At 69.7% G+C, this 12,038-nt stretch carries 7 protein-coding genes; all 7 read right to left on the minus strand.

Annotated features, from left to right (window positions below):
* Nucleotides 1-9: 9 nt before the first annotated feature.
* From ACWV14_RS15830 to bcsD, 7 genes are read right to left on the minus strand one after another with little or no spacing between them, the layout of a single operon-like run.
* On the minus strand, nt 10-4,338 hold the full coding sequence (locus tag ACWV14_RS15830; protein WP_454909419.1) for a cellulose synthase subunit BcsC-related outer membrane protein: 4,329 nt from the start codon (nt 4,336-4,338) through the stop codon (nt 10-12).
* Nucleotides 4,314-5,585, minus strand: a complete 1,272-nt coding sequence (gene bcsZ, locus ACWV14_RS15835; RefSeq protein WP_454909420.1) for a cellulose synthase complex periplasmic endoglucanase BcsZ — start codon at nt 5,583-5,585, stop codon at nt 4,314-4,316. The genes ACWV14_RS15830 and bcsZ overlap by 25 nt, the downstream gene beginning before the upstream one ends.
* A 6-nt stretch (nt 5,586-5,591) precedes the next feature.
* The gene (bcsB, locus tag ACWV14_RS15840; RefSeq protein WP_454909421.1) at nt 5,592-7,916 is read right to left on the minus strand and encodes a cellulose biosynthesis cyclic di-GMP-binding regulatory protein BcsB; all 2,325 of its coding nucleotides are present in this window, start codon (nt 7,914-7,916) and stop codon (nt 5,592-5,594) included.
* Nucleotides 7,913-10,072, minus strand: a complete 2,160-nt coding sequence (bcsA, locus tag ACWV14_RS15845; protein ID WP_422086586.1) for a UDP-forming cellulose synthase catalytic subunit — start codon at nt 10,070-10,072, stop codon at nt 7,913-7,915. Before bcsA ends, bcsB begins: the two co-directional genes overlap by 4 nt.
* A complete protein-coding gene (gene bcsQ / locus ACWV14_RS15850) occupies nt 10,069-10,866 on the minus strand; it encodes a cellulose biosynthesis protein BcsQ (protein WP_454909422.1) in 798 nt (265 codons plus the stop codon). Before bcsQ ends, bcsA begins: the two co-directional genes overlap by 4 nt.
* 2 nt (nt 10,867-10,868) lie before the next feature.
* Nucleotides 10,869-11,384, minus strand: a complete 516-nt coding sequence (bcsR, locus tag ACWV14_RS15855; protein ID WP_454909423.1) for a BcsR/BcsP family cellulose biosynthesis protein — start codon at nt 11,382-11,384, stop codon at nt 10,869-10,871.
* Nucleotides 11,381-11,992 (minus strand): cellulose biosynthesis protein BcsD, encoded by a 612-nt coding sequence (gene bcsD, locus ACWV14_RS15860; RefSeq protein WP_455342730.1) that lies wholly within the window; start codon nt 11,990-11,992, stop codon nt 11,381-11,383. The genes bcsR and bcsD overlap by 4 nt, the downstream gene beginning before the upstream one ends.
* Nucleotides 11,993-12,038 lie beyond the last annotated feature (46 nt).

Genomic DNA, 12,038 nt, shown 5'->3' on the forward strand with positions numbered 1-12,038 from the left:
TTCTTCTTCTTACAGCAGCGGCGTGTAAGGCGAGACCATCGGGCTCAGCGAGGTTCCGCCGCCGAGGCTCGGCACGCCCAGGTTGCTGGAGCCGCCGAACACATAGCGCAGGTACATGCTGCCGGTGAACTGGCGGTAGTTCTGCGCGTTGTTGAAGCCCAGCGCGCCACCCAGGAACATCTTCGGCGCCAGCTGGTACTCGAGCACTGCGCCGAAGTTGTAGGCCAGGCCGGTCTTCGAGCTGGCGGGGTAGATGCCGTTGTATGCCGAACTGCTCAGGCCCAGCGCCAGGGCTGCGTCCGCCACGCGCTGCGCATCGGCGTTGCGCGAGGGGTCGGTGGGAAAGTAGGGCGACGATTTCTGGGTGAACGACTGCACGCCCAGCGAAGCGTTCACGCGCCACGAGAACCTGTTGGCGCGGCCGGTCCAGTCGACCGGGAAGGCCACGCTCACGAAGCTCTGCGGGCTGAAGTAGCCGCCTTGCCCGAAGGTGTAGTAGCTCAGGTTCTTCTGGTAGCCCATCAGCCCGATGTTCATGCCCAGCGTGAGCTTGGAGCCCGGGCTGTCCAGCAGGTGCAGGTAGGCGCCGCCGCCGGTTTCCACGCGCGAGTTGCTCGCCACGTTCTTGCCGGTGAGGCTGTGCGCCGACAGGTAGCTGTAGATGCCGTAGGTGCCGTCGTCGTAGCCGATGTCGCCGCGCACGCCGGTGGCCACCACGCCGCCCCAGCGTTCGCCGGTGCGCCCGTCCTTCGCACCGGCGAAGGACAGCACGCTGTCGGTCACCGCGCGGCGGGAGATGTCGGCCTTGTAGTTCCAGGAGTCGCCGAAGCTGCCCTTGAAGGTCGCGTTGCCGACCACGTTGGTGGTGGGGAAGCCCAGCGGCGTGGTGCCGATGCCGCCCTCGAAGTTCTTGCCCTCGTAGCCCACGTTCAGCCCGACGCCCGCGGCGTTCTGCTGGCCCGGCGTGGTCTGGCTGGCGATCGAGTTGTAGAAGGCCGTGGGGCCGCCGCCGAAGCGGCTGGCGGTGGAGTAGGCCGAAGAGGGCGTGCCGGCGTCGACCACCGTGGGCGTCACGCCGACGACGATCTTGCCTTCGCCCACCGGGAAGCGCGCCTGGATCGGCAGCTGGAAGTCGGATAGCTGGCTCAGGCCGGCCTCGCCCGCCCGGCTGCGGTACACCGTGCCCGCGGTGAGGCTCACCGCGCGCTGCGATTCCAGGTCCTGCAGCTCTGCCTGCAGCGAGTTGGCCGGCGCGGGGGCCGTGCGCAGCGGCGCGTTCCAGCTTGGCTCGCTGCGGGGCTGCGGCGTGTTGGCTTGCGCATAGGCCGCGTTGGCCGACGGATAGGCAGCCGGCGGATAGCCAGGCGCCGGATAACCGGCCTGTTGCTGCGGATACCCCGCAGGCTGCGCCTGAGGAATGTAGACCTGCTGCCCGCCCGGCTGCGCCATGTAGGCAGAAGCCTGCGGCGTGTTGTTGGCTGCCTTGCTGTTGCGTGCGGTGCGCGTGGTGGCGGCGCGGCCCTTGGCATTCGAGGTGGCGGCTGGCGCGGCGCCCCATGGCAGCGCTCCCGGTGCTGCCGCCATAGGGGCGGCCGGGTAGGCGGCGGGATAGGCACCGGCGGGGTAGGCCGCCGCAGGGTAGGCGGGGTAAGCCGCATTCGCCGCGACCGGGTAGGAGACTGGCTGCGAGCGTGCCTGCGCGAAAGGATTGCCACCAGCCGCCGGATACGCAGCCGGCACGGCCGCGCCCGGCCCTCCGCCGGTCATGCCCGCGAACGGGTTGGCGGGCGGCATCTGTGAAGGTGCGCCGCCCGGTCCCGCGAAGCCGGTCGAGGCGACCTGCCGTTCGGCTTCGACCGCGGCGCGCAGGTACTGCTCGGCCTTGCGGCTTTCGCCTGCGTTGCGGTAGACGCGGCCGGCGGCGGCCAGCACGCGCGATTGGTCGGGTGCCTGCTTCAGCGCGGCCATCACGTAGTTCTCGGCTTCGCCGTGCTCGCGCTGCGCGCTGGCGCTGGCGGCGGCTGCCAGCAAGGTGTCGAGGTCGGTCGGGTTGCGCTGCAGGATGCGCTGGTACAGCGCCAGTGCCTGGCCTTCGTCGCGCGCCGCTGAATACAGGCGGGCCAGCGCGGCCATCGCCTGCGGGTCGTTCGGGCGCTCGGCCAGCACCGGGGCCATCGCGTTGTAGGCGGCCTCGAGGTTGCCGGCTTCGCGCAGGGCGTCGGTCTGGCGCAGCGCGAAGGCGATGCGCAGGCTGTCGAAGTCGTTGCGCTGGCTGGCCGTCATGTTGACGCCGGCAAGCTGGCGCAGCACGGCGGACAGCTCGATGTCCTGCTTCGTCTTGAGCAGCACCGACGCATACAGCAGCCGGTCGCCGATGCTCGGCGTGGGCGAACGAGCGAGCAGCTGGCGGCTCATGGCCAGTGCGCGCGGCGCGTCGCCGATTTCGGCATAGGCGCCTGCGAGCTGGCCCCACAGTTCGGCCGGCATGTCGGCGCTCAGCGCCGATTCGGCCTGGGCCAGCACGCCGCGCGCGGCGTCGACCTGGCCCTGCCGCGCGAGCGCCTGCGCCCGGGCGGCCTGCGATTGCGCCCAGAGGCGGCGTTGGAGCGTCGCCATGTCTCGGGTGCGCGAGCCGGCGGGAATGCGTTCGAGGTACTGGATGCCGGCCGCCGAATCGCCGGTTTCGGAGGCGAGCAGGGCGCTGGCGTACAGCGCATCGGGCATGTCGGGCTGCGACATCAGCAGCCCTTCCATCACGCCGCGGGCTTCGGAGACCATGCCCTGCTTGCGGTAGATGTTCGCGAGGTCGAGCCGCACCCAGGGGCTGTCGGGCGCCGCGAGCATCGCGTCTTCGAGCGTGCGCTGGGCGCCGGCCGCGTCGCCGGCATCTGCCTGCTGGCGGGCGCGGTTGCGCGCCTGCTCGACCTGGATGTCGCGCAGGCTGCCCATCTGCGTGGCCTGTTCGGGCGTGAGGCGGCGCGAAAGCGCCAGTGCCTCGTCGGGACGGCCGGTCTGGCCGTACACCGAAATCAGCCCGCGCAGCGCCTGCGTGTTCTGCGGCCTGCTCTCGAGCACGCGCTTGTAGCCCTGCTCGGCCTGCGCGAAGTCGCCGGCGGCGGCGCGCAGGTCGGCCAATGCGTTCTGGCCCACGGGTTCGCGCGGGTCGATGCGCACCGCGCGTTCGTACAGGGACTGCGCACCGCGCAGGTCGTTCTTGCCCTGGGCGGCGCGAGCCTGCCCGACCAGCACCCAGTAGTTGGCGCTTTGCAGCGCCGAGTTCCACTTGGTGGCGCCGCCGCGCACGGCGCGCTCCAGCAGCTCCTGTGCTTCGGCAAAGCGCTCCTGGCGCATCCGCACCAGGCCCAGGCCGCCGAGTGCCTCGGTGTCGTCGGCCTTGGTGCGCAGCGCCTGCTGGAAGCGCTGCTCGGCCGTGGCCGGGTCGCCGCGTTCCAGCGCCTTGAAGCCTTCGCCCACCGGCACGTCGGGCGCGTTTGCCGCGGCGGTCTTGGCGGTGGTGAGGGTTTCAAGCCGGGCGGACACGGCGGCATCGGCCTGGTTGTTGCTCAGGTAGTTCTGGTAGAGCGGGATGTCGGGCGCCCTCGCGTCGAGCCAGATCAGCGCCTGCCGCCAGGCGGCGCGCGCGGCGGTGGCCACGGCGGGCTGCTTGGTCAGCTCGACCAGTTCGCGGATGCCCGCGCGGCGCGTCGGTTCGCTGTAGGTCTTCTGCTGCGCGAGCGCGAGCCGGTAGTTGGCGTTTTCCGGATGGTCCTTCACCAGTTGCTCGAGGCCCTTGCGGCCTTCGTCGACACCTTGCGGCGTGCTTGCCAGCGCCTGGTAGTACTCCAGGGCCACGGCCTCCGGCGGCGGCCGGTTGTCGAACAGGCTGCGGTACAGCTCGACCGCCTCGGCGGAGCGTCCGGCGCGCGCGGCGGCGCGGGCGCGCTGCAGCGTGCCGCCTTGCTGGCCGGGCTGCTGGGCCTGCTGCTGCAGGCGCGCGACGCGGGGATCGTTGGGATGCGCGGTGCGCAGGCGGTTGGTCCAGGTGCGCACCTGCTCGGCGTTGTTGCGCGACAGCTCGACCTGCGCCATGCCGTACATCGCGTCGGCGGATTGCGGGTTGACGCTCAGCAGCTTCTTCCAGCTCTCTTCGGCCAGGTCGGCGCGGCCCTGGGCCTGCCAGTAGTTGCCTTGCTCGATGAGGGCCGCGTTGGCGTCGGCCTGCGCGAAGGCCTGGCCGCCGGCGCCCAGCGCGGCGAGCATGCCGATGCAGGCCAGCCATTGCTGGGTTCGGAAGGAAGGGGGACGCTTCGGCTTCACGCCGGTCGATTGGGACGGCATAGCGTTCTCCATGATGTTTGCAGCTGGCCGTTGCGGCCGAATTCATAGCGACCGTCGAGCCAAGCCTGGCCGAACAGTAACAGCACCTGCTCGTAATAGGGGAGGGGCGCCGGGGCTGCGGCGCCGGAGGTCGTCGCAGCCGGCGGCAGGGCGGCGCGCCCGCCCGGCACGCGGGCGAGTTGCGTGGCCAGTGCGTCGGTTTCGTCCAGTGCCTTGAGGTAGGGCAGCATCGCGCCGGAAAACCCCAGCGGTGCCATGCCGCGCACGGCACCGGTCACGGTGTCGACGTATTCGGGCACCGGCTGCTTGTCGGCCAGCATCAGCCTGGGGCCGCGCAGTTGCGCCAGCAGCATCTTGCGGGCCGGGTCCTTGTCGGACAGCATGCCCGCCCAGAGGTAGACGCGAATGGCGTCGTAGCTGCCGGTGACGCCCTTCTGCGGATCGGCCACGAAGGCGCGCGCATCCTGCGACCAGGCGCACCAGTCGGGCGCGAAACCCTTGGGCGTGACGCTGCCGAACATGCGCAGCGTGTTGTCGGTGACTTCCTGCCAGGGGCCGGTCGGGTCTGCCTGCTGGAAGTAGCGCAGCAGCTGCAGCGGCATGTAGCTCGGGTTGAGCCGCCAGAGCGGCCCGCTCGCCACCGACTTGGGCCAGGGCAGCAGCATGCGGCCAAGCCCGGGCAGCGAGATCACGTCGTCGCGCACCGCCAGCGCGAGCAGGCTGCGCCCGAGCGTGCGGTAGCGGTTGTCGTTCCAGAGGCGGCCGGCCTCCATCAGCGCATAGGCGATCCAGAGATCGGAGTCCGACGCCGCATTCGGGTCGAGCACGCCCCAGCCGCCCTCGGGTTTGCGGCCCCATTGCCAGGCCGGCAACTGCTTGGCGAGGCTGCCGCCGGCGAGGTTGGCTTCGGTCCAGGCCAGCACGCGGGCGAAGATGTCGCGGTCGTTGTGCACGAGCGCGAAGAACAGCGCGTACGACTGCCCTTCGGAGGTGGACTGCTGCTGGGCGGTGTTGAAGTCGATCACCCGGCCGTCGGGCTGGATGTGGCGCGCGGCGAAGGCGGCCCAGTCTGTTGCCGGGTGGCAGGTGGCAGCTGCATTCGATGCAGGTGCCGGCGCCGGGGCGGGCGCGGGCGCCTGTGCACTCGCCAACTTCGGCAGCGCAAGCGCGAGCCCGGCCGCTGCCAGCAGGTTGCGGCGGCTCGCCAGGGGGGTGTCGGGAGGGCGGGAAGTCGGCAGGCGTCGCATGGGTGATTATTTGGCCTTGTTGACCGACAGGCGGCGGCGCGCCCGGATCTGCAGGCCCGCATACGACACCGCCGCGCCCAGCAGGGCCAGCAGGATGACCAGTGCTGCCAGTCCCAGCGGACTGCGCGACAGATGCCACTGCAGCCACGTCAGCGGCGGCAGGCGTCCGACGTAATACGTGTCGCCGCCCAGCACGCTGTTGACCTGCGTGTCGCGCACGATGGTCATGCTGCCCTGCACGCGCTTGAGCAGGTCGGGTGTCATGAGCGCGTTGAGCAGCGCTTCCTTCGAGTCGGGGTTGGTGATGGCGGCGATCACGCTGCGGCCGCTGCGCAGCGGCGACTCGAAGCCCGCCAGCACTGCATCGCGGCCGTCGTCGCTCACCGCGATCTGCATGCTGCCCGGCAAGTCTTCGCGGGTGCGCGCGCCGATCACCAGGTCGATGGCGTTGTCGATCCAGCTGTTGAGCTTGAGCTCGGGCGCGTTGCCGTTGCGCTTGAGCGGCATCTTGTCGGCCCACTGCGTGAACAGCGGCTGGCTCTGCAGGTTGCCGATCACCAGCAGGTCCTTGTCGGCCCACTGCCCGGCCTCGGCCGAGCGGCCCACCTTCACGCGCAGCGCGGGATAGCCGGTGGAGCGGCCGATCTGGCCCAAAAGACCGAGATAGGTCTCGGTGTCGGCGTCGTTGGGCTGGTCCGGCAGGATGACGGCGGTGTCCGACAGGTCGGCCATGCGCGAGAACGGGAAGCCGCCGTTGGCGTAGGCCGCGAGTTCGGGCATGGCGATGAAGTGCGCGAAGCCCGACACGTCGATCTTCGAGGTCGGGTCGATCGAGCCGCGCACGTTGTCCAGCTGCGGCACGCAGCGCCCGCCCACGGGCTCGAAGTAGTAGTGCAGGCGCAACTGGCTGCGCGGGCCCATGGCCAGCGGCGGCAGGATGACTTCCTTGCGCTCAGCCAGCGTGCCGTCGGGCATCAGCTTCACGGCCAGCGGGTTCCACCAGCGGTCGCCGGCCGGATTGGCCGAGCGCAGCGGCAGGCCGCCCACGAAGTTGTCGTTGACGTTGATGTTCAGCGTCGACTGGTCGGGCCGCACGCGCGGCGTGTAGCGGTATTGCAGGTCGAGCGGAATGCCGCGGCTGCGCCAGGTGAACAGGTCGGGCGGCAGCTGCAGGTTCACGCGGACCACGTCGGGGTTGTAGCCCGTCACCGACAGGTCTGCGGCCGTGGCCAGCTCGCCCAGTTGCAGCGCACGGTCGCTCGGCACCCAGCGCGGCGCGTCATAAGGCTTGCGCACCGGCGGTTCCTGGAAGGCGGTGACGCCGGCCTGCGCGCCTGCGAAGGCCTTGCTGTTCAGCGCCAGCGCCGCGGCGGCGGTGCGCACGTCGGCCGGGGTGCGGCCCATCACCAGCAGCAGCTTGCCGGAGGCGTCCTGCGGGTTGTCGACCACGGCCAGGCCGGGGCCCTGGATGGAAGGCAGCGTGAGGCCGGGAATGGTCGACTCCGGCGTGACGAACACCACCGCATGGCCCGCCGGCAGCTCGCCGTGCGACACCGGGAAGGTGGCGCCGCGGTAGTCGGCCAGCGCGCCGAACCACGAAGACAGCACGCCGGCGGCCTCGAGCATCGGCGCCGTGTCGGTGCCGCCGAAGACGAAGGGAATGCGGGCGCGCCGCACGTCGCGGCGATCGAAGAAGGGCTGCGGCAGGGCCGCGAGGTCGTTCGTGAGCTTGAGCGGCGAGACCGTGAGCTTCAGCGTGCTGGAGGCGTCCACGCGCGCCCACAGGCTGGTGTGCGCCGGGTCTTCGCACTCGCGCGTGTAGTGGCCGATCAGCTCGACGTTGATGCGGTTGAACTCGGTGATGAGGCGCCGGTCGATCGGAATGTCGGCCGTCTGGGGCTTGCCCGCTTCGGCATGACTCACCGGCAGCGTGGCCACCAGCACGTCGTTGACCGTCACCTTCAGGTGCGAGAGCTCGGGAATGAGCGAGGGCGAATAGGCGTAGTTCAGCCTGAACGACGCGGCCGTCACCAGCTCGTCGGCGCGCACGTTGAACGGGATGCCGACGGTGCCGCTGATGCCGCGCAGCTGGATGGCGTAGTCGATGCCGAGCTGCGTGAGGTTGAGTTCGCGCACCGCGCCGGCGATCGGCGTGGTGTTGGCGGAGGCTGCCGTCGCGGCGGTCGCTGGCGCTGCCGGCAGCACGGGGGGCGGGACCACGGCGGGCCGGGGTTGCGCGGACGTCCCGTCGGCCAGGGACACGGCGGCAAGCGCGATCGCCAGCATGGCGCAGGGCACGACGCGACGATGCGCGAAACGGGGGGGCGTCACGTGGATTCCTTCGTTTTGACGGGGCGCAGCCTTGAAATGGCCGAACGGTAGTAATGGCTGAACATGTCTCTGAAGCCGGTGCCGCTGATGCTGATGAGGTGGCCCAGCACGCGGTGGATGGGCACGCGCGGGTGGTTGCCCCAGCGGGCAGCCCAGATGTCGGCGCGCGCGGTCGTGCACTGCACCAGCGCGCGCTCCTGCGCGAAGCTCATCGGCGCGAAGCGCAGGCCCAGGCGCCTGCCGCTGCTGAAGCGCACCGTGGAGGCGAAGCGCGATTCCTGGTCGTTGCGGTACAGCGCCACCTCGACCGGGGTCTCCAGGTCAAGCTTCAGGTCGCTGGGCAGCTCCACGCCCAGGCCGCCGCTGGAGAAGTCGAAGGTGTTGCAGCGCAGCGAGCGGCCGTCGGCAAAGTACAGCGTGGCCGGCAGGTTGAGTTCCACGCGGTGCGCGCCGCGCAGCTGGCGCGACTCGTTGGCCGCGGCCACGCAGGCGCCCAGGATCATCAGGTTGTAGACGGTCCAGGCCAGGTTCAGCCACACGGTGGCGATGTTCTGCGGGTCGACCCAGGTCAGGCGCCACAGGCCCAGGCACACGCCCACGAAGTTGAACGCCAGCAGCACCAGGCTCGCCTTGGCGATGGTGCTGTCGAAGTACTCCTTCTGGATCAGGCCGCCCTTGGCCGTCACGTTGAAGCTGCCGAGCTTGGGGTTGATGAGCGCCACCAGGGTCGGGCGGAAGATGTACCAGGCCAGCACCGCCTCGTACACCTCGTTCCACAGCAGGTAGCGAAAGCGTCCCTGGATGCGGCTGTTGGTCAGGTTGGCGTGCAGGATGTGCGGCAGCGCGAAGGCGAAGATCATCGACGCCGACGCATGGATCACGCTCGCGCCGAAGTACAGGTACGCCAGCGGCGCCGTCAGGTAGATGAGGCGCGGCAGGCCGTACAGGAAGTGCAGCATCGCGTTCACGTAGCACAGGCGCTGGGCCCAGTGCAGGCCGCGGCCGAACAGCGGGTTGTCGATGCGGAAGATCTGCGCCATGCCGCGCGCCCAGCGGATCCGCTGGCCCACGTGGCCCGACAGGCTTTCGGTCGCCAGGCCGGCGGCCTGAGGCAGCGCCAGGTAGGCGGTGCTGTAGCCGCGGCGGTGCATCTTCAGTGCGGTGTGGGCGTCCTCGGTCACGGTTTCGACCGCGATGCCGCCCACTTCCTCGACGATGGTGCGGCGCAGGACCGCGCACGAGCCGCAGAAGAAGGTGGCGTTCCAGAGGTCGTTGCCGTCCTGGATCAGGCCGTAGAACAGTTCGCCTTCGTTCGGCACCGTGCCGAAGGTGTCGAGGTTGCGCTCGAAGGGGTCGGCCGAGAAGAAATAGTGGGGCAGCTGCACCATGCCCAGCTTCGGGTCGCGCCCGAACCAGCCCATGGCGATCTGCATGAACGAGCGCGTGGGGATGTGGTCGCAGTCGAAGATGGCGACGAACTCGGCGGTGGTGTTCTTCAGCGCGGCATTGATGTTGCCGGCCTTGGCATGGCGGTTGTTGTCGCGCGTGACGTGGGTCACGCCCACGTCTTCGCAGAAAACGCGGAATTCCTCGCGCCGGCCATCGTCGAGCACGAAGATCTTGATCTTGTCGCGCGGCCAGTCGATCGACTGCGCGGCAAGCACGGTGGAGCGCACCACCGACAGCGCCTCGTTGTACGTGGGAATGAACAGGTCGATGGTGGGCCACTCGGCCGGGTCTTCCGGCAGCGGCACCGGCTTGCGCTCCAGCGGCCAGGCGGTCTGCACATAGCCCAGCAGCAGCACCACGAAGGCGTACAGCTCCGCCATCAGCAGCCCGGTGCCCAGCACCAGGTCGACCAGGTTGTCCATGAACATGGTCTCGGTCACGCGCCAGTAGGTGTAGCGCGAGGACACGACGACCGACATGAAGATCAGCACCAGGCTCGCAAAGCGGCCCTTGATGCGGTTGGTGATCAGCGCGGCCACGAAGATGCCCACCGACAGCACGATCTGCTGCTCGAAGGTCATCGGCGTGATGATCAGCGCGGGCAGGATCGCCAGCGCGACCAGCCAGCCGGCAATGCGCACCGGCAGCAGGCGCAGGAGGGCGGGGGCCTGCCGGGGCGGCGGCGTGGACGTGGGGGCGCTGTTCATCGTGTGGATTCCATGGAGCTGGGCGCCTGCCGTGCAGCGGCGATGCGCTCGAGCAGACGCTCGGCGCAGGAAGCAATGTCTTGTGTCGCCTGGCTCATGGGCGCATAGCGGTGCACCGGCACTGCCGAGGCCAGCGCCTCGGGCACCGACTGGTCGAGGTGCAGCACGCCGAGCAGTTCGGGCCGCAGCCGCTGGCGCATCATTTCGAAGACGTCGTGGTTCAGCCGCTTGCCGGGGTCGACCTGGTTGACCACGTAGGCGCTGCCGGCGTAGTCGGGGCGCGGGCGGCAGTACTTGTCGACCATGCGCTCGATGATCGGCAGCGTCGCGAACGAGCCGGCATCGGCCAGCACCGGGATCACGCACAGGTTGGCAGCGCGCAGCACCTGCTGCAGGTAGACCGTGGGGCCGGGCGGGGTGTCGAGCAGCACCAGCATGCCGTCGGGCAGCGCGAAGCGCGCCAGCGTCTCGGCCAGCCACGTCGGATGGCGGGCCAGCTGTTGTTCGAAGACGATCTGTCGCTCGTCATCGACGTCGCCGAAAGGCAGCAGCATGACGCCCCCGTGCGCGGGGCGGATCGCATTCGCCCACGGTATCTGGCCGGTGGAGGCATCTACCAGCCCGGTGTCGCAGGCATGCGGGTCGTTGGCGATGTGAAAGCGCAGGGCGTTCTGCGGGTCGAGATCGATCGCGAACACCTGCTGCCCGCGGGCGGCGAGCGCGGTGCACAGGTTGGCTGCGATGGTGGTCTTGCCGACTCCACCCTTGGATGAGATGACTGGGATGACGACCATCGTCACGTCGGCCTTCGCCAGCGCGACATGGGGCCCGGCGGGGGAGCGGGCGGCTGCGGCGCTGCCAGTCGTTCGAACAACTGAGAAAGCGGCGTCGGCGCGGGTTCGCTGGCGGTGGCGGGCTGTGGTGCCGCCAGAGTCTGAGGTTGTTGCGCCGCGGCAGGCGGACGCGCGAAAAGGGGCGCCGGCGCCGGCGCCGGAGCCGGAGCCGGAGCCGGAGCGGGGGCGGGTGCAGGGACGGGCGCGGGCACTGGCAGCGGGCGCAGTACCGGCTCTACCCTGGGCTGCGGCGCGGCGGCGAACGGCAGCGGCTGCGCGGGCTCGACCAAGGGCGCGGCAGGCGTGCGTGCGGCGGGTGCGAGCGGGCGCTCGATCTTCTCGCCCGTCAGCAGCGGCCAGACGCGCGGCGCTTCCTCTTCCGTTTCCGGCGGAGCGAATTCCTTGTAGTCGTGGGCATCCCCGCCGAACTTGCGGAACAGGCCCGCGATGTCTTCCGGGGTCGGATCGTCCTGGCTCATGCTTGCGCCTTCGACAGACGCAGGTCGATGCGGTGGCCGGCCTGCGCGGCATCGGGCGGGAACGCCTGCACTCGCAGGGACGACGGCATGCGCTGCGAATCGAACCAGGCCTGGTAGATGCCCTCGAAGAAGCCGACGCTCCAGTCCGTGGCCTCGGGGCCGAAGGCCGTGGCGATGGGGCTGCAGGCGTGGGTGATGTAGACGCAGTCGGTGTCTTCGCTCAGGGTGCTGAAGCCCCAGTCGATGCTTTCCCAGCGCGCGTTGAACTGGGCTTCGAGGTCGCCGAGCGTGTTACACGGGGAAATGGGCATGGCATGCGCAAGACGTTGGCCGATGCGAAAAAACAGCTGCCGCAGATCTTCCGGAGGCAGGCCGGCACTCAACTCCGCGGCCATGCCGCGGTTGAATTCCAGCCACTGCGAACTGCATGAATTTCTCTCGTAGTACTGAATGAACGGCGCGGCTGTTTCCATGTCCGAGCATTCTCTGGGATCGATTAACGCTTGACAACAAATGTGAACTTTTCGGCACACGATCAGCCGCGAACTGTCTGAATTCGGGGACGGGCCGAGCAAGCGAACCGAAACGAACGCACGAACCCCGTGCATCGGCGCCCCATCGATACGACGCAGGGCGCGTACCGGATTCAACTGG

The sequence above is a fragment of the Variovorax durovernensis genome (assembly GCF_977011995.1).

Coding starts and splice junctions, on each gene's coding strand:
- ACWV14_RS15830 (WP_454909419.1), bottom strand. CDS start 4,338: ATGCCGTCCCAATCGACCGGCGTGAAGCCGAAGCGTCCCCCTTCCTTC.
- bcsZ (WP_454909420.1), bottom strand. CDS start 5,585: ATGCGACGCCTGCCGACTTCCCGCCCTCCCGACACCCCCCTGGCGAGC.
- bcsA (WP_422086586.1), bottom strand. CDS start 10,072: ATGAACAGCGCCCCCACGTCCACGCCGCCGCCCCGGCAGGCCCCCGCC.
- bcsQ (WP_454909422.1), bottom strand. CDS start 10,866: ATGGTCGTCATCCCAGTCATCTCATCCAAGGGTGGAGTCGGCAAGACC.
- bcsR (WP_454909423.1), bottom strand. CDS start 11,384: ATGAGCCAGGACGATCCGACCCCGGAAGACATCGCGGGCCTGTTCCGC.
- bcsD (WP_455342730.1), bottom strand. CDS start 11,992: ATGCACGGGGTTCGTGCGTTCGTTTCGGTTCGCTTGCTCGGCCCGTCC.